At 55.6% G+C, this 21,787-nt stretch carries 19 protein-coding genes and 1 pseudogene; 12 read left to right on the forward strand and 8 right to left on the reverse strand.

Going from position 1 to position 21,787, the window contains the following annotated elements; genetic code table 11:
• Positions 1-35: 35 nt before the first annotated feature.
• Together NXT09_RS20970 and hpxK are read left to right on the forward strand one after the other, a co-directional pair.
• A complete protein-coding gene (locus tag NXT09_RS20970) occupies positions 36-1,280 on the forward strand; it encodes a pyridoxal-phosphate-dependent aminotransferase family protein (RefSeq protein ID WP_268581057.1) in 1,245 nt (414 codons plus the stop codon).
• The gene (gene hpxK, locus NXT09_RS20975) at positions 1,277-2,539 is read left to right on the forward strand and encodes an allantoate amidohydrolase (RefSeq protein ID WP_268581058.1); all 1,263 of its coding nucleotides are present in this window, start codon (positions 1,277-1,279) and stop codon (positions 2,537-2,539) included. The genes NXT09_RS20970 and hpxK overlap by 4 nt, the downstream gene beginning before the upstream one ends.
• A 35-nt stretch (positions 2,540-2,574) precedes the next feature.
• Here hpxK and NXT09_RS20980 read toward each other — a convergent pair whose 3' ends face one another.
• Together NXT09_RS20980 and NXT09_RS20985 are read right to left on the reverse strand one after the other, a co-directional pair.
• Complete coding sequence (locus NXT09_RS20980) at positions 2,575-3,342, reverse strand: amidohydrolase (protein ID WP_268581059.1); 768 nt, start codon at positions 3,340-3,342, stop codon at positions 2,575-2,577.
• Positions 3,330-4,487 (reverse strand): pyridoxal phosphate-dependent aminotransferase, encoded by a 1,158-nt coding sequence (locus NXT09_RS20985; protein ID WP_268581060.1) that lies wholly within the window; start codon positions 4,485-4,487, stop codon positions 3,330-3,332. The genes NXT09_RS20980 and NXT09_RS20985 overlap by 13 nt, the downstream gene beginning before the upstream one ends.
• 189 nt (positions 4,488-4,676) lie before the next feature.
• Here NXT09_RS20985 and NXT09_RS20990 point away from each other — a divergent pair, with 189 nt between their 5' ends.
• From NXT09_RS20990 to NXT09_RS21000, 3 genes are read left to right on the forward strand one after another with little or no spacing between them, the layout of a single operon-like run.
• On the forward strand, positions 4,677-5,294 hold the full coding sequence (locus NXT09_RS20990) for a methylthioribulose 1-phosphate dehydratase (RefSeq protein ID WP_010306952.1): 618 nt from the start codon (positions 4,677-4,679) through the stop codon (positions 5,292-5,294).
• Positions 5,291-5,980, forward strand: a complete 690-nt coding sequence (mtnC, locus tag NXT09_RS20995; protein ID WP_268581061.1) for an acireductone synthase — start codon at positions 5,291-5,293, stop codon at positions 5,978-5,980. Before NXT09_RS20990 ends, mtnC begins: the two co-directional genes overlap by 4 nt.
• Positions 5,977-6,522, forward strand: a complete 546-nt coding sequence (locus NXT09_RS21000; RefSeq protein WP_039508764.1) for a 1,2-dihydroxy-3-keto-5-methylthiopentene dioxygenase — start codon at positions 5,977-5,979, stop codon at positions 6,520-6,522. Before mtnC ends, NXT09_RS21000 begins: the two co-directional genes overlap by 4 nt.
• Positions 6,523-6,920: 398 nt before the next feature.
• Here NXT09_RS21000 and mtnA read toward each other — a convergent pair whose 3' ends face one another.
• Complete coding sequence (mtnA, locus tag NXT09_RS21005) at positions 6,921-7,949, reverse strand: S-methyl-5-thioribose-1-phosphate isomerase (RefSeq protein WP_268581062.1); 1,029 nt, start codon at positions 7,947-7,949, stop codon at positions 6,921-6,923.
• Positions 7,950-8,120: 171 nt separating this feature from the next.
• On the opposite strand from mtnA, the gene mtnK reads away from it, so the two are divergent.
• Positions 8,121-9,323, forward strand: coding sequence for an S-methyl-5-thioribose kinase (mtnK, locus tag NXT09_RS21010; RefSeq protein WP_268581063.1), 1,203 nt, complete (start codon positions 8,121-8,123; stop codon positions 9,321-9,323).
• A 65-nt stretch (positions 9,324-9,388) separates the two neighbouring features.
• Here the strand turns inward: mtnK and yajD are convergent, their stop codons facing one another.
• Positions 9,389-9,739, reverse strand: coding sequence for an HNH nuclease YajD (gene yajD / locus NXT09_RS21015; protein WP_010282592.1), 351 nt, complete (start codon positions 9,737-9,739; stop codon positions 9,389-9,391).
• 98 nt (positions 9,740-9,837) lie between these two features.
• Positions 9,838-12,285, reverse strand: coding sequence for an acyl-CoA dehydrogenase FadE (gene fadE, locus NXT09_RS21020; protein ID WP_268581064.1), 2,448 nt, complete (start codon positions 12,283-12,285; stop codon positions 9,838-9,840).
• A gap of 349 nt (positions 12,286-12,634) precedes the next feature.
• Here fadE and lpcA point away from each other — a divergent pair, with 349 nt between their 5' ends.
• Both lpcA and NXT09_RS21030 read left to right on the forward strand, forming a co-directional pair.
• A complete protein-coding gene (gene lpcA / locus NXT09_RS21025) occupies positions 12,635-13,216 on the forward strand; it encodes a D-sedoheptulose 7-phosphate isomerase (RefSeq protein ID WP_268581065.1) in 582 nt (193 codons plus the stop codon).
• 49 nt (positions 13,217-13,265) lie between these two features.
• Positions 13,266-14,033 carry a class II glutamine amidotransferase gene (locus tag NXT09_RS21030; RefSeq protein ID WP_268581066.1) on the forward strand — a complete coding sequence of 256 codons (768 nt, stop codon included), beginning with the start codon at positions 13,266-13,268 and terminating at the stop codon, positions 14,031-14,033.
• Here the strand turns inward: NXT09_RS21030 and dpaA are convergent.
• Positions 14,004-14,738 carry a peptidoglycan meso-diaminopimelic acid protein amidase gene (dpaA, locus tag NXT09_RS21035; RefSeq protein ID WP_205554730.1) on the reverse strand — a complete coding sequence of 245 codons (735 nt, stop codon included), beginning with the start codon at positions 14,736-14,738 and terminating at the stop codon, positions 14,004-14,006. The two genes, NXT09_RS21030 and dpaA, sit on opposite strands and share 30 nt — an antisense overlap.
• 271 nt (positions 14,739-15,009) lie before the next feature.
• Positions 15,010-15,792: pseudogene (locus NXT09_RS21040) on the reverse strand (class I SAM-dependent methyltransferase); the annotation flags it as partial.
• Positions 15,793-16,032: 240 nt separating this feature from the next.
• Here NXT09_RS21040 and NXT09_RS21045 point away from each other — a divergent pair.
• Together NXT09_RS21045 and dinB are read left to right on the forward strand one after the other, a co-directional pair.
• Complete coding sequence (locus NXT09_RS21045) at positions 16,033-16,833, forward strand: helix-turn-helix transcriptional regulator (RefSeq protein ID WP_268581067.1); 801 nt, start codon at positions 16,033-16,035, stop codon at positions 16,831-16,833.
• A gap of 75 nt (positions 16,834-16,908) precedes the next feature.
• Entirely contained in the window at positions 16,909-17,967 is a 1,059-nt protein-coding gene (gene dinB / locus NXT09_RS21050) for a DNA polymerase IV (RefSeq protein ID WP_268581068.1), read from the forward strand.
• Positions 17,968-18,033: 66 nt separating this feature from the next.
• On the opposite strand, the gene pepD is transcribed toward dinB, so the two are convergent.
• Positions 18,034-19,494, reverse strand: coding sequence for a beta-Ala-His dipeptidase (gene pepD / locus NXT09_RS21055; RefSeq protein ID WP_268581069.1), 1,461 nt, complete (start codon positions 19,492-19,494; stop codon positions 18,034-18,036).
• Positions 19,495-19,824: 330 nt separating this feature from the next.
• On the opposite strand from pepD, the gene gpt reads away from it, so the two are divergent.
• Positions 19,825-20,283: a xanthine phosphoribosyltransferase gene (gene gpt, locus NXT09_RS21060; RefSeq protein WP_010282559.1), complete on the forward strand. Its 459-nt coding sequence runs from the start codon at positions 19,825-19,827 to the stop codon at positions 20,281-20,283.
• Between the two features lie 228 nt (positions 20,284-20,511).
• On the forward strand, positions 20,512-21,759 hold the full coding sequence (gene frsA / locus NXT09_RS21065; protein WP_268581070.1) for an esterase FrsA: 1,248 nt from the start codon (positions 20,512-20,514) through the stop codon (positions 21,757-21,759).
• Positions 21,760-21,787: the final 28 nt, after the last annotated feature.

The raw sequence follows: 21,787 nt of genomic DNA on the forward strand, positions 1-21,787 counted from the left end.
AGAACAGTAATGTAAGGAATCTGGAGCACATAACCATGAACAGCGAACTGTACGCGCAAATCAATCCCCCTCATCGCCTGCTGATGGGGCCGGGGCCGATCAATGCCGATCCGCGCGTATTACGGGCAATGGCCAGCCAACTGGTGGGGCAGTATGACCCCGCGATGACGAACTACATGAATCAGGTCATGGAGCTCTATCGTCAGCTTTTCCGTACGGAAAACCGTTGGACGATGCTGGTAGACGGTACCTCGCGTGCGGGCATTGAAGCGATTTTGCTGTCGGCGATCCGCCCCGGCGATAAGGTGCTGGTACCCGTGTTTGGCCGTTTTGGTCATCTGCTGTGCGAGATTGCCCGCCGCTGTCGTGCTGATGTTCATACCATTGAAGTGCCGTGGGGCGAGGTGTTCTCGCCGGACCAGATCGAAGATGCGATCAAAGCAGTACGCCCGCGTTTACTGTTGACGGTGCAGGGCGATACGTCGACCACCATGCTGCAACCGCTAGAGGAACTGGGCGAGATTTGCCGACGTCACGGCGTACTGTTCTATACCGATGCCACGGCCTCTTTTGGCGGCAACCCGCTGGAAACGGATAAATGGGGACTGGATGCGGTTTCCGCCGGATTGCAGAAGTGTCTGGGCGGGCCGTCTGGCAGTTCACCGATCACGCTCAGCCCGCAGATGGAAGCGGTGATCCGCCGTCGCAAATGTATTGAGCAGGGGATCCGAACGGACGCCCATCAGGACGGCGACGACGAGATGATCTATTCCAACTATTTCGATCTGGGCATGGTGATGGATTACTGGGGGCCGGAGCGTTTGAATCACCATACCGAGGCAACGAGCATGCTGTTTGCTGCACGCGAGTGTGCCCGAACGATCCTCGAAGAAGGATTGGATCGCAGCATTGCCCGTCATGCGCTGCACGGTAGTGCGTTGGTGGCAGGGATTCAGGGAATGGGGTTGGACACCTTTGGTTCACTGACTCACAAAATGAATAACGTACTGGGCGTGGTGATTCCTGACGGCGTTCACGGCGAGCAGGTGCGTAAGCTGCTGCTGGAAGATTTCGCCATTGAGATCGGCACGTCCTTTGGCCCGCTTCAGGGCAAGATCTGGCGCATCGGGACGATGGGCTACAACGCGCGTAAAGACTGCGTGATGCAAACGCTGACGGCGCTGGAGGCGGTGCTGAATCGACTTGGCTTCCGCACTGTGCAGGGCGAAGCCTTGCAGGCCGCCTGGAATTGCTACACGGCAGATGAGGGACGTGCATGAGTGAAATGTTGATGTTGCCCGCTGCCGCACAGGCCGCTGCTGAGCAGATTATGTCGCGCTGCGATGCGCTGGCGGAAATCAGCGAAACGCCCGGCCAACTGACCCGTGTTTATCTGTCGCTGGAGCACCTGCGTGCCAATGCGCAGGTGGGAGAATGGATGCGCGAAGCGGGCATGAACGTCTGGCAGGATAGCGTGGGCAACATTTGTGGTCGCTATGAAGGATTAACACCGGATGCGCCAGCGCTGTTGCTCGGTTCGCATCTGGATACGGTGCGCAATGCCGGACGATATGACGGCATGCTGGGCGTATTGACGGCGATCGAAGTGGTACGTGCGTTCCATCAACAGGGGATGCGTTTGCCCGTGGCGCTGGAAATCATCGGCTTCGGCGATGAGGAAGGCACGCGTTTTGGCATTACGCTGCTGGGCAGTCGGGGGTTGACGGGGACCTGGCCGGAGAACTGGCTGGAGTGTCAGGATGCCGAGGGCACCAGCGTGGCGCAGGCGTTGACCATTGCGGGGCTGGATCCGCTTGAGGTAGCACTGGCGGCACGTCCGGTCAGCGATATCACCGCCTATCTGGAGTTGCATATCGAACAGGGACCGTGTCTGGAACAGCAGGATCTGGCGCTGGGTGTGGTCACCGCGATCAATGGGGCGCGGCGACTCAACTGCACGTTCCTCGGGTTAGCGGGGCATGCGGGCACTGTGCCGATGACGCAGCGGCAAGATGCGCTGGCGGCAGCAGCCGACTGGATGGCGCAGGCAGAACGGATAACGCGGGAAAGCGATCCTCATCTGGTCGCCACGTTTGGCACATTGCAGTGCTTACCGGGCGCGGCGAACGTCATTCCCGGTGAGGTGAAGATGACGCTGGATATTCGCGGGCCGGAGGATGCGCCGCTGGATGCGCTGCTACAAAAACTCCTGACGCTAGGGCAGGCTATCGCGCACCAGCGCGGCTGCCAGTTCAGCGCCGAAGAGTATTATCGTATTGCGGCAACCCGCTGCGATCCCGCGTTGCAGTCGGTATTAAACGACGCGGTGACGCAGGTGCAGGGGAAAACGCTGATGCTGCCCAGCGGCGCAGGGCACGATGCGATTGCCATCGCCGAACGCTGGCCGGTAGCGATGTTGTTTGTCCGCTGCCGCGGCGGCATCAGCCACCATCCTGATGAGTCCGTTACCACGGCAGATGTGGCGCTGGCGCTACAGGCGTTCTATCAGGCGGTGTTCTACCACGCCTCTGCACAGTAACGACAGCTACATCATTACAACTACAGCAATTATAGCTACAGCGTAAAGCGGTCGGCATCGCGCCAGGCGGGGAAGGATTCCCGGTAGCTTTGCAGCGCTTCCAGCGACAGCTCGGCGTCCAGACAGGCGGGCTGGTTGGGAGCGGCAGAGGCCAGAATTTCCCCTTGCGCATTAATAATCAGGCTGTCGCCGCGGTAGCTGTGGCCGTTGCCGTCGGTACCGACGCGGTTACAGCCTGCAACGTAGGCCTGATTCTCAATGGCGCGTGCCGCCAGCAGCGTTTGCCAGTGTGCAGCTCGTGGCGCTGGCCAGTTGGCGACATACAGCGCCAGATCGTAGTCCTGTCGATTGCGCGACCATACCGGGAAACGCAGGTCGTAGCAGATCATTGGGCAGATGCGCCAGCCGCGCCACTCCAGGGTGACCCGCTCCGTGCCTGCCTGATAGTGGTGGTGTTCGTCCGCCATGCGGAACAGGTGGCGTTTATCGTAGTGGTGCACCTCGCCGTGCGGATCGACCAGCAGGAACCGATTCACCGCACCTTTCGGTGTATTTACCGCGACGCTGCCGCCGATCAGCGCATTCGTCTTCTGCGCCCACTGGTGCAGCCACGTCTCTACAACCGACTGATCCAGACTGCCTTTGGCGGCTTCCATCGCAAAGCCGGTCGTGAACATCTCCGGCAGGACAATCACATCACGCCCACTCATCTCCGCTAATAAGGTATCGAAATGGCGCAGATTAGCTTCGCCATCGCGCCAGACCAGCGGCTGTTGCAGTAATGAAATCTTTAAAGTCGACATAAACGCTCCGCAGCGGCATCCAACGTTGCTTCCTGTTTAGCAAAGCATAGCCGAATCAACGTATGTGGGAACGGATCGGCGCAAAAGACGGACAGCGGAATCGCCGCGACGCCAACGTGTTCGGTTAGCCAGCGGCAGAAGCTGACATCGTCCAGATCGGAAATCGCCCGATAGTCCGCCAGCAGGAAGTAGGTGCCTTCGCAGGGCAGAATGTCAAAACGGCTGTCTGCCAGCGCCTTGATGAAGCGATCGCGGCGTGCGCGGTAAAAATCGGGCAGTTCGCGCCAGTGTTGCGGCTGTTCACGCAGCATGTCGGCAATGGCGAACTGCGCGGGCGTGTTCACGGAGAACGTCAGATACTGGTGAACCTTACGCACTTCCGCACTCAAGGCCGCTGGTGCGACGCAGTAGCCGACTTTCCAGCCGGTCATGTGGAAGGTTTTGCCAAACGATGAAACGGCAATCGCGCGTTGGCGCAGCGACGGATGGGCCAGCACGCTGGCGTGTCCTTCACTGTCGAAACAGATGTGCTCGTAGACTTCATCGCTCAGCACGAAGATGTTACGCGCGGCAATCGCCTGCCACAGCTGCTCGAAATCCGCCTTCTGCCAGACGGTGGCGGACGGGTTGTGCGGCGTATTCAGTATGACCAAACGAGTGCGGTCGCTCAGCACATCGGCAAAATGCGACCAGTCCACGCGAAACGCGGGCGGCTGCAAGGCGATGCGCTTAAGTACGCCGCCAGCCAACGTCACAGCGGGCGCATAGCTGTCATAGCTGGGATCGAAACAAATCACTTCGTCGCCGGGACGCACCAGCGCCGCAATGGCGGCAAACAGGGCTTCGGTCGCCCCCGCCGTGACGGTCACTTCGCTGTCGGCATCCGGCCTCCAGCCGTACAGTTCTTCTGTTTTTTCGGCAATCGCCTGACGCAGCGGCGCGACACCGGTCATCGGCGCATATTGGTTAGCACCCTGACTGACGTGATACGCCAGCCGCTGTTGTAAATAGTCCGGGCCGTCAAAATCAGGGAAACCTTGTGATAGATTGATGGCCTGATGCTGTTGGGCCAGCGCACTCATCTGGGTAAAAATGGTGGTGCCCAGCGAAGGCAGTTTACTGTCGGGGATCAGAGCGGCGCTCATAGCGGGGTGGAACTCCTGCAAGCCTGTATTGCTTGGTAATATAACATGCTGTTAGTATTTGGCAATCAAGACGCTTGGACGTTTAAACGGCTAAATGCTTTTATGTACTAAGTCATAACAAAAGCATCTAAATCGCCAAAAAGCATCCAGAAAAGTAGCGAGAAAAATGGACCAAAAACGGGAAGCCTCATGACTGAAAATCAACAATTGACGGCGCTGCTTGCGGCCTGCCACTGGATAGGTGAGAAGGGCTGGTGTCCGGCGACGGGCGGCAATATGTCCGTGCGCCTTGATGAAGCGCAGTGCCTGATTACCGAATCAGGTAAAGATAAAGGCAGCCTTCAGGCAGAGGATTTCCTGCTGGTGGAGATTGCCACTAACCATGTGCCGAGCGGTCGCACGCCGTCGGCGGAAACGGGGCTGCATACGCTGCTGTATCGCCGCGAGCCGACTATCGGCGCGGTGCTGCACACGCATTCGGTGAACGCGACGGTGCTGTCTCGGGTAGAGAAGGGCGCTGAACTGGTACTGCACGGCTACGAAATGCAAAAGTCGCTGGCGGGGCAAACCACCCATTTGGATCGTGTGGCTATCCCGATTTTCGATAACGATCAGGATATTCCGGCGCTGGCGCAGCGGGTAACCGAGTACGCCAGCCACACGCCGCTTCGCTACGGCTTTCTGGTACGCGGCCACGGCCTTTACTGCTGGGGCGCGACGGTGAAAGAAGCGCGTCGTCATCTGGAAGGGCTAGAGTTCCTGTTCCAGTGCGAATTGCAACGTCGGCTGTTGGAGGCGAAAGCATGATTAAGGCAATTGTGACCGATATCGAAGGCACCACCAGCGATATCCGTTTTGTTCACAGCGTGCTGTTTCCTTATGCACGCGAACGTCTGGCCGACACCGTTCGGCAGCACGGTAGCGATCCTGAGATCGCGCAGGCGCTGGACGCGCTGCGTCAGGAGCTAGGTCAGCCAGATGCGGATAGCGAGACGCTGATTGCCGCGCTGAACCAGTTTATGGATGAAGATCGTAAATCCACCGCGCTGAAACAGCTGCAAGGCATTATCTGGCGTGCGGGTTACCGTAACGGTGATTTTCAGGGGCATCTGTATCCTGAAGTGGCTGCGCAGCTCGCCGCATGGCAGCAGCAGGGCCTACGCCTGTATGTGTACTCGTCAGGGTCGGTGGAAGCGCAGCAACTGCTGTTCGGCTATAGCAACGCCGGCGATCTGCGCCCGCTGTTCAGCGACTATTTTGATACTCGCGTTGGAGCGAAGCGGGAGACCGATTCTTATCGCACGATTGCGCAAGCCATCGGGCTGCCTGCTGAGCAACTGTTGTTCCTGTCAGATATTCGCCAGGAATTGGATGCCGCGCAGGAGGCCGGTTGGCACACCTGCCAGCTTATTCGTGATGACGCGGATAACGTAAGCCGTCACCGTCAGGTGGCACGTTTTGACCAGATCGACTTACCGGAGTACGCCCAATGAGTGGATTAACCATTTTTAGCGACAGCGATGCGAGCCAGCCGATTTGGCAAAGTCAGGATGCTGAGGCGATTCAGAAGCAACTGAACGAGATTGGCGTACGTTTTGAACGCTGGGAAGCTAGCCAGAAACTGAGCGACGCGCCGTCGTCTGAGGAAGTGCTGGCGGCCTATCAGCATGAAATCGATAAGCTGGTGGCAGAAAAAGGCTATCAGAGCTGGGACGTCATCAGCATGCGTTCCGATAATCCGCAGCGTGCGGAGCTACGCACCAAATTTTTATCCGAGCATGTCCACCATGAAGACGAAGTGCGCTTTTTCGTGGAAGGCGCGGGACTGTTCTGCCTGCACCTGAACGGCAAGATTTACCAGATCCTGTGTGAGAAGAACGATCTGCTGTCCGTACCCGCAGGCACGGCACACTGGTTTGACATGGGGCCGGAGCCACACTTCACCGCCATCCGCCTGTTCGATAATCCGGAAGGCTGGATCGCGCATTTCACCGGCGATAAGATCGCTGATGCGTATCCGAAATTGGAACGATAGCGCTCTCGGTTGTTGTGAACGAACGCTCTGTGAATGAACGAGTATGTTTCGTGCGTTTCGACATTTGCCGCTCTATGTTGCATGTTACGAAACGCCCGACCCAGGGCGGCTCAGTCGCCGTCGCCCTGGGAACCCTGGCTTTTGGCGAGAAATTATGCCGCTGACGCGGTACCTTCGTCGGTATCAGGCTTAACGGACCGCTTGCGACACGTTCCATACGTGGCGCAAGCTTTCGCCGCGTCCGTGCGGCTCATCCGAAGCCCGCTATCTCCTCAGCATAATTTTTTACGCCGGATAACGGCAAAATCCGAGATACCTCTGTATTGGTGTATCAAGGATTTCTTCATAGGGAAGTGCCGAGGTGATTCTCTACCCAAAAATATCAACATTACCTTTGGTTATTTTAACGCTGCCTGAAATATCCCGTCTTTCACGTCCTGTGGCGTGACCACGCCGGTGTCGAGTATCCAGCCGCTGATTAATTCGGCGGGGGTGACGTCAAACGCTGGGTTGTAGACCGCGGCGTTCTGCGGGGCCCACTGACAGTGGCCGAAGCTGCCGGAAACGCCGGTGACTTCGGTGGCAGCACGCTGTTCGATAGGGATGGCTCGACCGTCCGGGCACGCGGGATCGTGCGTGGTGTGCGGTGCTGCGACGTAAAACGGAATCTGGTGATAGTGCGCCAGTACTGCGAGGCTGTAAGTGCCGATCTTATTGGCGACGTCGCCGTTGGCGGCAATACGGTCTGCGCCGACCCAAATCGCATCGACCTGACCCTGCGCCATCAGGCTGGCGGCCATCGAATCACAGATTAGCTGATAAGGAATGCCTAACTCACCCAGCTCCCAGGCCGTGAGGCGTCCGCCTTGCAAGAGCGGGCGCGTTTCATCGACCCACACCTGTGCGACTTTTCCCTGCTGATGTGCGCGCAGCAGCACGCCGATGGCGGTGCCGATGCCTGCCGTTGCCAGCCCGCCGGTGTTGCAGTGGGTCAGCAAGCGGCTATTGGGCTTCACCAGCGCAGCGCCATGATCGGCAATGCGTTCACACAGAGCGCGATCTTCTTCTACCAGACGCAGGGCTTCCTGCACCAGCGCATCGACAAACTGCGGCTGTGTCAGCGCCAGCTTCATGCGATCCAAATTGTTCATCAGGTTCACGGCGGTAGGGCGCGATGCTCTCAGCGTTTCCAGCGCCTGTGCCAGTTCGGCCTGCGATAACCCTTTCTCCGCCAGTAGCGCGAGTAGCAGGCTGGCGGACAGGCCAATCAGCGGTGCGCCGCGTACTCGCAGCGTCTGGATATGCTCAACCAGTGAGGCGACATCCGGGCACGGGCTCCAGCGTTTTTCTTGCGGTAGCGCCTGCTGGTCGAGGATCCACAATTGGTTATCAACGATTTTCAGGCTGGTTGTGTTAAGTGTCTGCATAGGTCGTTAAATCCATGTTGCATCGATATTCTTATTCTGCCAAGATGCCTGATAGATGTATAGACGTCCGAACGTTTTTATGTCCGTATCTTTGGTTTTAGAATCGTTTTGATTGCGGAAACAGTTTTGATTCCGGAAATAGTGTTGATTGCAGAATAGCGAGGGGTTGGAATGTCACTTTACCGCACTTTTACGGCGGATGACGCTGTTGAATATGCCCGCCAATACGGTGGTGTCAGTCAGCCGCAAACGCTGGTAGCCGCAGAAGAGATCGGCGATGGCAATCTGAATCTGGTGTTTAAAATTAAAGATGAAACGGGCGTTAGTCGAGTGATCGTCAAACAGGCGCTACCCTATGTGCGCTGCGTCGGGGAATCCTGGCCGCTGACGCTTGACCGCGCCCGTATTGAGGCCGAAACGTTGCTGACGCACGCGCGGTTTTGTCCGCAGCATACCGTGACCGTGCTACATCACGATCCCGAACTGGCGGTGATGGTGCAGGAAGATCTCTCCGATCATCGCATCTGGCGCAGCGAGCTGGTTAACGGCGCGGATTATCCTCAGGCGGCGGCACAGTTGGGAGAGTATCTGGCACAGACGTTATTCCACACTTCTGATTTTCATCAACATCCGCATGAGAAGAAAGCGGCAGTAAGCCAGTTCACTAACCCCGAGCTGTGTCAGATTACCGAAGATCTTTTCTTTACCGACCCTTATATCGATCATGAAAGAAACCAGTTTGACGCTGCGTTGACGCCGGATGTGCAGGTGTTGCGTGACGATCGGGCACTGAAACTGGCGGTTGCCGGACTGAAGCATGGCTTCCTGAGCAAAGCCGAGGCGCTGCTGCACGGCGACATCCACAGTGGATCGATCTTTGTGGCAGAAGGGCGTTTAAAAGCGATTGATGCTGAATTCGGTTTCTACGGGCCGATTGGTTTTGATGTCGGAACGGCAATTGGCAATCTGCTGCTGAATTATTGTGGCCTGCCGGGGCTGCTGGCACCGCGCGAGGCGGCGGCGGGGCGTGAACGACGTCTGGAAGATATTCGTACACTGTGGCAGACCTTTTCCGCTCGTTTTCTGGCATTGAGCGAAAGCGAAAGTCGCGATCCGGCGCTGGCTGAATCGGGTTATGCCGCGCTGTTTTTACAGCAGGTGTGGCGGGATGCCGTTGGCTACTGTGGCACCGAGCTGATTCGCCGCACGATTGGGCTGGCGCACGTCGCCGATCTGGACGGCATTCAGGAGACGGAAGCGCGTTTAGCGTGCCAGCGTCATGCTATTTCGCTGGGCAGAACGCTGGTGCTGGCGGCTCTGCATATTGCGGATGTGGATGCGCTGCTGGCGCGAGTACGGCAGAGCGGTGCCTAGTCGTCGTTAGCCACGCTATTTTATAATCGCTCCCGTCATCGAATCTGATGGGAGCGGCAAACCGATTATTTCTTCCCTTTATTCATCATCGCCTGCAAATTCGCGAAAGGATTATGGGTGGCAACCCCGACATCCTTCTGCGCATCTTCACCTGCAACGACGGTCGAACCGTACATATCCGCATCGGTATATTTCGAATGCTCATGGTCGTGGCAGTAGAGGCACAGCATTTCCCAGTTACTACCATCTTCCGGATTATTGCTGTGATCGTGATCGATGTGGTGAACGGTTAATTCACGCAGGTTGGAATAGACGAATTCGCGTGAACAGCGACCACATACCCACGGGAAAAGTTTGAGCGCTTTTTCGCGGTAGCCGCTTTCAAGTCTGGCGTAGTTCTTGGGGATGTAAGCCATGTGTCGGGTTTCATTCAGAAGGAAAGATGATGTGGATTTTACAACTGATATGCCTTTAAAGGAAATAACAGGCCGCCATATTGGCGGCCTGATTCTATTTATGCTGCTTCAGTTTTTCTTTCCGGTTGCGGTACGGGCGCAGGCTTGTTGGCAGCCAGTGCGTCGAATGCAAAGTCATCCACGTTGATTGAACGTAAGCGGCTGGCTTCGGCTTTGGTCAGAATATCCGCTTCTTCAGCGGTAATTTGGCCTTCTACCAGCGCCTGCTCTGCCAACTGATCCAATCGCATGAACGGCAGCGGTTTGTCGCTGGCCTTCGACAGGCGTTGGTAAATCGGCTCGGCGGCTATGATATCCAGCAGCGCCTCTTCCAGCAGTCCGACAGGGTTATGCTCGCTGGCAACCAGATATTGACCACGTCCCAGACGGCTGCGCGTTTCTGACGGCGTTTGCAGAATCTTCGCGACCTCATGATCGAGGCGGTCAGACGGCGCAGCGCAGCGCAGACCCAGCGGGAAGATGATGAACGTCAGCAGTCCTGCGACGGCACGATTCGGGAAGTTGCGCAGCAGATCGTCCAGTGCCTGCTCGGCCTGATGCAGACTGTCCTGCACGCCCCAGTGCACCAGCGGCAAATCCGCTTTCTGACGCCCTTCGTCCTCATAGCGTTTCAGCGTCGCGGAAGCTAAATAGAGCTGGCTGAGAATATCCCCCAGACGCGCAGAGATACGCTCGCGACGTTTCAGGCTGCCGCCCAATACCGCCATCGATACATCCGCCAGCAGTGCCAGGTTTGCGCTGAGTCGGTTGAGCTGCTGATAGTAGCGACGTGTTTTGTCGTTCACTGGCGCACGGCTTAGAAGGCCGTTGGTCAACCCAAGCCAGAAGCTGCGCACTGTGTTGCTGCCGACGTGGCCGATGTGTCCAACCAGCGAGCGGTCAAAGCGTGATACGTCGTTCTCTTGCGCGGCTGCCATCTCTTCCAGCACATAAGGGTGACAGCGGATAGCGCCTTGCCCGAAGATAATCATGCTGCGCGTCAGGATATTCGCCCCTTCCACGGTAATCGCAATCGGTGCGCCTTGATAGCTGCGCGCCAGGAAGTTGGACGGGCCAAGACAGATGCCTTTACCGCCGGCGATATCCATCGCATCCATCACGCTGCGCTGACCACGGTGGGTACAGTGATATTTGACGATAGCGGAGAGCACCGCCGGTTTTTCACCCTGCATGATGCCGCTGGTAATCAGCGTTGCGGCAGCGTCCATCACGTAAGCGTTACCCGCGATGCGTGCCAGCGGCTCCTCGATGCCTTCCATCTTACCGATGGAGATTTTGAACTGGCGGCGAATATGCGCGTAAGCACCGATGCCGAGGGCAATCGATTTCAGCCCACCGGTAGAGTTGGACGGCAGCGTAATACCGCGTCCGACCGACAGACACTCCATCAGCATACGCCAGCCCTGACCGGCCATCTTCGCGCCGCCGATGATGTAATCCAGCGGAACAAAAATGTTCTCACCCTGCGTCGGGCCGTTCTGGAACGGCACGTTCAGTGGGAAATGGCGGCGGCCGATTTTAACGCCGTCAGTGTCCGTCGGAATCAACGCACAGGTAATACCTACGTCGTCTTGATCGCCTAACAGATGGTCGGGATCGTACAGCTTAAAGGCCAGCCCCAGCACGGTGGCGACGGGAGCGAGAGTGATATAGCGTTTATTCCAGGTCAGGCGCATGCCCAAAACCTGTTCGCCGTGCCAGTTGCCGTAGCAGACAATGCCAGTATCGGGAATTGAGCCTGCATCGGAACCCGCTTCCGGGCTGGTCAGCGCAAAGCAGGGGACTTCCTGACCGCGTGCCAGACGTGGCAGGTAGTGATCTTTTTGCTCTTCTGTCCCGTAGTGTTGCAACAGTTCGCCGGGACCGAGTGAGTTAGGGACGCCGACGGTGATCGCCACAATGCTGGAGACGCCCGCCAGTTTTTGCAGTACCTGCGCCTGTGCATAGGCCGAGAATTCCAACCCGCCGTACTGCTTCTTGATGATCATGGCGAAGAAGCGATGTTCTTTTAAATATTCCCACAGTTCTGGCGGGATATCGGCGCGTTCGTGGGTGATTTCAAAGTCGTTTGCCATTCGGCAGGCTTCAGCAACCGGCCCGTCGATAAATGCCTGCTCTTCAGCAGTCAACTGCGGACGCGGGTAGTTATGCAGCTTTTTCCAATCCGGCGCGCCGCGAAACAGGTCGCCTTCCCACCAGGTTGTCCCAGCATCAATCGCTTCTTTTTCCGTGTTCGACATCGGCGGCATGACCTTCTGGAACATGCGTAGCGCGGAAGCGGAAACCAGCTTTTGACGCAGAGAGGGAACCGTAATCGGAATCAGCAGAATCACGAGCGGAATCATCAGCCAGGCGGGCCACAGCAACATGGCGGACATGGCTGCGAAGTAGGCCAGCAGGATGGCGCTGCCGAGCAGCAGACTGAGCCGATGGTAAAACATCGCTCCGATGATAATCAGTAGAAGGAGGATACTGACAGCAACCATAACGTGTCTCCAGCATTGTGATCGAATTGAGGACTTTCACCTTTCCACTAAGCGTTGCGTGGCAGTGGAAAGCGAGAACCGTGTCATCAGTGAAATAAGGCGTAGTAGGTCAATATCGTAAGAGGTCTGACCTGTTGCTTATATTCGTTGTAGTTTATCTGATTATTTTTATCAATTCGTTTACATCATAATTACAACTCACTTCACAAACCGAGCGGCAGTCGTGCGTTTTCTGACGGGCATCAGCGATCCTCTCAATCCCGTGATTACGCGCTTCTCGCTGTTGGTACGATCCGCTACACTGCTGAACAGAAAAGAATGTTGTCACCAGACAAAATGAGAGGATTCCATGTATCAGGATTTAATCCGTAGTGAACTGAAAGAAGCAGCAGAAACACTGAATAATTTCTTGAGTGATGATGCGAACATTCAATCGATTCAAAATGCTGCGGTACTGCTGGCTAACGCGTTTAAAGCGGGCGGTAAAGTGATCTCCTGCGGTAACGGTGGTTCACACTGTGATGCCATGCACTTTGCCGAAGAGCTGACGGGCCGCTACCGCGAGAACCGTCCGGGCTATCCGGCCATCGCGATTTCCGATCCGAGCCATCTGTCCTGCGTCAGCAACGATTTTGGCTATGACTTTGTCTTCTCTCGCTATGTCGAATCGCTGGGGTGTGAAGGCGATGTGCTGCTGGGGATTTCTACTTCGGGCAACTCCGGCAACATTATTAAAGCCATTGCCGCAGCAAAAGCGAAAGGCATGAAGGTCATTACGCTGACCGGGAAAGACGGCGGTAAAATGGCCGGTTCAGCCGACGTGGAAATTCGTGTTCCGCACTTTGGCTATGCCGACCGTATTCAGGAAATCCATATCAAAGCGATTCACATCCTGATTCAACTGATTGAAAAAGAGATGGCGGATCAGTAAGCCGCTTAATACGCTCTAAAAGGGCAAGAAGGGAAGGGTAGAAAGTCAGATGTGTGAATTGCTGGGGATGAGCGCGAATGTGCCGACGGATATCTGCTTTAGCTTTACCGGGCTGATACAGCGCGGTGGGAAAACCGGACCGCATAGGGATGGCTGGGGCATTACCTTTTATGAAGGGAACGGCTGTCGTACGTTCAAAGATCCGCTGCCAAGCTATAACTCGCCGATTGCGCGATTGGTACAGGATTACCCTATCAAATCGTGTGCGGTGGTTTCACATATTCGACAGGCGAATCGCGGCGCGGTGTCGCTGGAAAATACCCATCCCTTTACGCGCGAGCTGTGGGGGCGGAACTGGACGTACGCCCACAACGGGCAGCTGAAAGGCTACAACACCCTGAAAACGGGAATGTTTCGCCCTGTCGGCCAGACGGACAGCGAATTTGCTTTCTGCTGGCTGCTGTCCCAATTGGCTGAGCGCTACCCGCGTACGCCGGGCAACTGGCCAGCGGTATTCCGCTATATCGCCAAACAGGCGGATATCCTGCGGGAAAAAGGCGTGTTTAACATGCTGCTCTCGGACGGGCGCTTTGTGATGGGATATTGCTCAACCAAACTCTACTGGATTACTCGCCGCGCGCCGTTTGGTAAAGCGACGCTGTTGGATCAGGATGTAGAGATTGATTTTCAGCAGCAGACGACACCCAATGATGTCGTCACCGTACTGGCGACGCAGCCGCTAACGGGCAACGAAACCTGGCATCAGATTATGCCAGGTGAATTCGTTCTATTTTGTTTCGGCGAGCGCATACTTTAAGGTCGGCTGGCTAGTCATCAACGGTGGGTTAACGACATATTGCCCGTTAAACACCGTGACGGCCGGCGGCTGATTGTGCTGATTAAAATAGGTATACCCCGGCTGAAGCTGTTTCCAGAAGCTGGCGTAGGTGGAATTACGGTGGCGCTGCATGTTCTGTTCCGTCATACGGAACGGGTAGATGGCGATATCAATCTTCGCCTGCCCGTTGTGTAACGCCGCTTCGGCATAGCGATAAATCTCATCCATATAGGTGTTGGTCATAGCATAGCAGCCAACCGACACACATTCGCCGTGGATCATCAAATAGCGACCAGAATATCCCTGTGATTTATCATAGTCGTTGGGGAAGCCGATATTGATCGCACGGTAATATTGGCTGTCTGGCTTGAGCTGGCGCAGGTCAACCTGATAGAAACCTTCCGGGCTTTTTAAATCGCCTTCAACGCGTTTTGGTCCTAATCCGCCTGAATATTTACAGATGGGGTATTGTTCCAATAAACGGTATTCGTTACCGACTTTCGCATAAAGTTCGAATATTCGCTCTTCTTTAAAGATCTGAATATAGATCGGAGAGCCTAATAATTGCTGTTTTAATTCTTTTGCTATCGGCGCTAGCGGCGGTGCGGTTTCGCTGGCGGCGCTGGTAACAACAAGAGAAGGCAAAAAAAACAACATCGCAAACGACAGCGCGATTTTTTGCATCGTGGTTCCTGATAATAAGAGTGCTGTGCTACACGCGGCATCCGCATCGCATTCTCCATTCGTTTGGCGAGAAGGCGTTGGAACAACCGTTATCGGTATATATTTCGTCGGCGAATAGGTAACGACGAAAACGAAATCACATTATCATTGGTTTCATATTAATCAAGCGTTGAAAAGCGCTAAAAAATAACATTTACAAAAAACGACCCGAAAGGATGCGGGCCGTCCAATGTGAGATCGTTTTGAGGCCGTTAATTGCGGGGAAAGTGCGTCAGGCGCGGGTGGCTTCTATCATCATAATGTCGGTGACAAAGGAACCGTCTGCCTGTACGTCAAAATGCAGTACCACCTCGTCCGGCAGCGTTTTTTGCAGTTCGCGAATCGCGATAGCGAAATGTTCTGGTGTACGCATACGTGCAATCCAACTGCTGAATTCCAGCGTCAGCCTGTCGCTGGTGACGTTACGCACGATAAACCCAGCGTCGGTAAACAGGCTCAGCCATTCACCCGGCGCGTAATTGCGCACGTGTGAGGTATCGCGCAGCTTCTCTACCGTCTGCAAATAGCTGTCCAGCAGTGGATGACCGGGCGACACGACATCCATCATGATCACGCGCCCACCCGGTTTCAGGACGCGCCGCATTTCACGTAATGCCTGTCCAACATCATGCCAGTGATGTGCAGAGTAGCGGCTGATGATGATATCTGCGCTGCTATCCTCGAACGGTAAAGACTCGGCTACGCCTTGCTGAACGCGGATGTTATTCAGTTCTTTTTCTGCGGCAGCCTGACTCACCACGTCCAGCATTTGGGAAGACAGGTCGTAGGCGACAACCTCCGCGACGGCCTGTGCAGCAACGAAGCTAGCGTGTCCGGCACCGCAGCCGAGGTCGATCACGCGCGCCTGCGGGAAAGGCGCTAATAAAGCAGCCAGTTGGGTTAAATCTTTGCCCTGCGCATGCACCGCGCTGGTCAGGTAGTTCTGCGCCTGTGAGCCGAACTGGTGTTCGACGCGATCATTATGGTTCTGTTTTTCTTCCATCATTGCTCTCGCTTTATCTGAATTGCTTTCGTTTCATCATGGGTTAAACGGCGGCGCGCCAGCCACTAAAGAAGACGTCGGTCTGAGAACACTATCCTTGGTCTAAGAACACTATAGTGAGGGAAAAATACGGGTACAATATGAGCATTTATACGGGTATAAAATACTCCCTGTTTGATTAACACCTCTTTCACTCATGCTGTTGTCGTCTCGAGCTTGCCTTGACGAGCGGGATGAAAAGGACATCTGACTATGTCTGCATATTCGTTTATACCTGCCAATTCTCTGAGCGGCCCAAAAGCGTTGGGGGCTTTCTTACGGGTGCTGCGTGAGCGGACTACGCCGGAAATGGTCGGCCTGCCAGCCTCTGGACGGCGGCGCACCAGTGGGTTACGTCGCGAAGAGCTGGCGCAAATCGCCCGTATCAGCACCACCTGGTATACCTGGCTTGAACAGGGGCGTGATGTGTCCGCTTCGGCATCGGCGCTGCTCCGCGTGTCGCAGGCGTTAAAACTGGAACCCGCAGAGCATGATTATCTTTTTAGCCTTGCTGGCGTGAAGGATCCTCAGAAACAGAATAGGGCAACGTCGCCGGATGCGCAGGTTGCCGCCAGCCTGCATCACATTACTTGTCCTGCGTATCTTCTGGATGGCAGCTGGAATATGCTGGCGTGGAATGCGCCGTCGGAACAGCTGTTTGCCGGATGGCTAGGGAACGATCCCGAGCCGAATCTGCTGCGTTTCATGTTTCTGAATCCGCTGGCACGATTGCTGGTGGTCAATTGGCCGGAGCGAGCGAAGCGGGTGGTGGCGGAGTTCCGTGCGGAATCAAGCCATTACGCACCGACTGACGCCGTTCGGCAAATCGTGATGTCGCTATGTGAAGAAAGCCGTGAATTCAACCTCTGGTGGTCACAGCAGGCGGTAACCGCGCGTGAAGGCGGCGAGCGACGTTTCCACCATCCTTCGCTCGGCGATATTGCCTATCATCAACAGACTTTCCACCCTGCCGTGCAGAGCGAATTTAAGCTGGTTATGCTGATCGCCCAGTAAACGCGGCAGACATCGCGCAGCTTGTCTATACTGACTTTGATCTGTATATTTATACAGTGTCATCAGAGGGTCAGTATGCGCAAAATCATTCATGTTGATATGGACTGCTTCTACGCAGCAATTGAGATGCGTGATAACCCGCGCCTGCGCGATATTCCTCTGGCAATTGGTGGAAGCGCCGATCGCCGCGGCGTCATCAGCACCGCTAACTATCCTGCCCGACGCTACGGCGTCCGCAGCGCGATGGCAACGGCAACCGCCTTACGTCTCTGTCCACACCTCACGTTGTTACCGGGGCGCATGGAGGTGTATAAATCCACCTCGCGCCAAATCCGCGAGATCTTCTCCCGCTACACGTCGCTGATTGAACCCCTTTCTCTGGATGAAGCCTATCTGGATGTCACCGATAGCCCGCACTGCAACGGTTCGGCGACGCGCATCGCCGAAGACATCCGTCGAACCATCGCGGATGAACTGAATCTGACCGCCTCGGCGGGGATTGCGCCGATCAAATTTCTGGCGAAGATCGCCTCTGAGTTAAATAAGCCGAATGGACAATATGTTATTACACCGGAGCAGGTGGATGATTTCCTGCTGGCGCTACCGCTGGAGAAGATCCCCGGCGTTGGGAAGGTGACGGCGAAACGGCTTGAGGAGCGTGGCCTGTACACCTGCGCGGATGTGCGGGTGTATGCGCTGGCGGATCTGCTTAAAGAGTTCGGCAAGTTTGGCCGCGTGCTGTGGGAACGATGTCAGGGGATTGATGAGCGGCGGATTTCACCCGATCGGCTGAGGAAGTCGGTCGGCGTGGAGAAGACGCTGGCGCAGGATATTCACGACTGGGAACAGTGTGAAAACCTGATCGAACAGCTCTATGAGGAGCTGGAAGTCCGCCTGAAACGGGTGAAACCCGATCTGCATATTGCGCGTCAGGGCGTCAAACTCAAGTTTGATGATTTTCAGCAAACGACGCAGGAGCATGTGTGGCCGGTGCTGAATAAACAGGATCTGTTGAAGATCGCGCAACAAACCTGGCAGGAGCGGCGTAAATCCAGAGGCGTCCGGTTGGTCGGATTGCATGTGACGCTGCTCGACCCGCAAATTGAACGACAGCTGGTGTTTGATTGGGGATAAGAGTGTTCTGTTGAGGATAAAAAAGGGCGACGTCTCTGCGCCGCCCTGATTTTTACGACTACGTGATTACGCGCGTGGCGGAATCGCTTTCAGCAGCGCTGTCAGCAATTTCCAGTACAGATCGACACTGCCGATATGCACTTGCTCATCCGGCGAGTGTGGCCCGGTGATGGTCGGCCCGATAGAAACCATATCCATGTCTGGGTAAGGTTTCTTGAACAGACCGCATTCCAGACCGGCGTGAATCACCATGATGTTCGGCGTCTTGTTGAACAGCTTCTGATACGTTTCGCGCACCAGCGCCATGACCGGCGAATGGGCATCCGGCTGCCAGCCTGGGTAGCCGCCTTTCGGTGACGTTTTCGCACCAGCCAACTGGCCCAGCGACGTCAGCGTACCGACGACGGCGTCTTTACCGCTGTCGATCAGTGAACGAATCAGGCAGATAATTTCCGCGTGGTCGTCTTCCATCGTAACAACACCGAGGTTCAGCGACGTTTCCACCACGCCTTTGACTTCGTCGCTCATGCGGATCACGCCGTTCGGCGTGGCGTTGAGCAGTGCCAGCAGGCGATCGCGGCTGTCCTGCGTCAGCGGATGCTCATTGCTGTCGCTGGCTTCCACCAGTACGGTTACGTTTTTCTCAACGGCAGACAGCTCATTTTTCAGCACGGCCAGATAGTCCTGACTCAGCGATTTCAATTGCTCGACGTTCGCGGCAGGCAGTGACAGCGTGGCGAAGGCTTCACGCGGAATTGCGTTACGCAACGTCCCGCCGTTCAGATCGAGAATGCGGATATCCAGCGCTTTCGCCTGCTCGAACAGGAAACGTGCCAGCAGCTTGTTGGCGTTGCCCAGTCCCAGATGGATGTCGCCGCCGGAGTGGCCGCCTTTCAGCCCTTTAATCGTCAGCTTCAGCGTGTGGTAACCGGCAGGTGGCAGTTCGCGCACCAGCGGCAGGCGGGTAATGAAATCAATACCGCCAGCGCAACCCATGTAGATCTCGCCTTCTTCTTCCGAATCGGTATTGATCAGGATTTCGCCCTGAAGCCAGTTAGGTTGCAGACCAAACGCGCCATCCATACCGGCTTCTTCCGTCATGGTCAGCAGCACTTCCAGCGGACCGTGCTCGACGTTCGGATCGGCCAGCACCGCCAGCGCAGACGCCATACCAATGCCGTTATCTGCGCCCAGCGTTGTACCGCGTGCTTTCAGCCACTCACCGTCAACATAAGGCTGGATCGGATCGATAGTGAAATCGTGTACGGTGTCGTTGTTTTTCTGCGGCACCATGTCCAGATGCGCCTGCAACACGACAGGTTTGCGATTTTCCATGCCTGCGGTTGCCGCTTTGCGCAGCAGAATATTGCCGACCTGATCGCGCTCGGTATAGATGCTTTTCTCTTTAGCCCATTCCAGAATGTGCGCGGCCAGTGCTTCTTCATGATAAGACGGGTGCGGAATGGAACAGATCTTGGCGAAAATATCCCACAGCGGCTGGGGGGAAAGTTGAGACAATTCAGACACTATTTCAGTCTCCTTTTTAGCGGCCAGCCTTGGTGTTCTGGCAGGCAGGGCTACAGGTTAAAAGTTAATCGCGGTTAGCCACGGAACATGGCGTGTCACAACAGAATATCATTTTCCATCAAAGCAGGGGAATTACCGTCGGCCCTGTCTTGTTTTCCCTGCTGCAATATGAATCAACGGGCTTGGCAGGGCGCAGGTTGTCAGGAAAAACTCGATTCTCACGTTGAGAAAAACTGGTTTTTATGTTGTTGGCTATCTATAATCTCGCGCAACCTTTTTCCCCCCTCAGACTCAACTTAAGCCGTTTTTTATTCGGCTGGGATATATTTTATGAGCGAAAAGTACGTCGTAACCTGGGATATGTTGCAAATTCATGCCCGCAAACTGGCACAGCGTTTACTGCCTGCCGATCAATGGAAAGGCATCATTGCCGTCAGCCGCGGTGGTCTGGTGCCAAGCGCGCTACTGGCGCGTGAGCTGGGCATTCGTCACGTTGATACCGTTTGCATCTCCAGTTATGACCATGACAACCAGCGCGAAATGAAAGTGCTGAAGCGTGCCGAGGGAGATGGCGAAGGGTTTATCGTGATTGACGATCTGGTTGACACGGGCGGTACGGCGAAAGCGATTCGTGATATGTACCCGAAAGCGCATTTTGTGACCATTTTCGCGAAACCTGCTGGTAAACCGCTGGTTGACGACTACGTGATTGATATCCCCCAGGACACCTGGATTGAACAGCCGTGGGATATGGGCGTGGTGTTTGTTCCGCCTTTGTCTGGCCGTTAATCGCCAGAGCGAATATCGATTTCCCCCAATGCCCGGTTTAGCCGGGCATTGTTGTTTTTGACGATTGTTGTTTCTGAACGGTTGTAATTTCTAGCGCAGGCTTTGATCCGATCGTGTGTTTCTGCCGTTGATATTTGTCTTCTCTGGCCTGAGTTCGTTACACTTTAACGGGTGACGAAGAAGTCGTCTGATGTCCGCTAACAGCGGTTTACATTAACGGAGGCTGCTGTGGCGCAAGCTAACCTGTCTGAAACGCTATTCAAACCATCCTTTAAACATCCAGAAACCTCGACGTTGGTCAGACGTACGCGGCATAGTCAGGATGTACAGGGGCTGCATTCTACGCTGGAAGGGGAGAAGACCCGCAGTTGGTATCGGATGATTAACCGGCTGATGTGGATTTGGCGTGGTGTCGACCCGTGGGAAATCGAAGACGTGCTGTCGCGCATTGCTGCCAGTAAGGCTGACAGAAGCAGCGAGCAACTGCTCGATACGGTGATCGGCTACCGAGGCGGTAACTGGATTTATGAATGGGCGAAGCAGGGCGCAGACTGGCAGCAGCGGGCGCTCGAGAGTGAAGAGGATGCACAAACCGGGCAACTCTGGTTGAATGCTGCCAACCTCTACAGCATTGCTGCTTACCCGCATATTAAAGGCGATGAGCTGGCGGAGCAGGCGCAAACGCTGGCAAATCGTGCCTATGAAGAGGCCGCCAAGTACCTGCCTTATGAACTCAAAGAATTAACCTTCCCGATTACGGGCGGCGGTACGCTGACCGGTTTTCTGCATATGCCAGCGCAGGCGAAAGCGCCTTTCCCAACTGTTCTGATGTGCGGCAGCCTGGAAATGTTGCAGAGCGATTATCATCGCCTGTTTCAGGACTATTTTGCGCCAGCGGGCATGGCAATGCTGACGATTGATGTTCCCTCCGTTGGATTTTCTTCCCGCTGGAAGCTGACTCAGGATTCCAGTTTCCTGCATCAGCAGGTCTTGCGCGCGCTGCCGGATGTCCCGTGGGTCGATCACACCCGCGTTGTGGCGTTTGGCTTCCGCTTTGGTGCCAATATTGCCGTTCGGCTGGCGTACCTGGAATCGCAACGCTTACGCGGCGTGGCCTGTCTCGGACCCGTCGTGCACCACCTGTTAAGCGATCCGAATCGCCAGCAGCAGGTGCCGGATATGTTTATGGATGTGCTGGCGAGCCGTCTGGGTATGCCGTTCTCGACGGATACCTCACTGAAAACCGAGCTGGGGCGCTATTCGCTGAAAACGCAGGGGCTGCTAGGACGCCGCTGCCCGACGCCGATGCTGGCAGGCTACTGGGATAACGATCCGCTCTGCCCGAAAGAAGAGGCCAACCTGATTGTGAATTCATCCGCACAAGGGAAACTGCTGCCGGTTAATTTCTCGCCGGTGTACCAGAATTTCCACCGCGCACTACAGCAAATCAGTGGATGGTTGCAGGATAAAGTATAAAAGATCAGGCGTAACGCACGGTCTGTGC

It is taken from the genome of Pectobacterium jejuense (assembly GCF_026800125.1).
Lineage (GTDB): Bacteria > Pseudomonadota > Gammaproteobacteria > Enterobacterales > Enterobacteriaceae > Pectobacterium > Pectobacterium jejuense.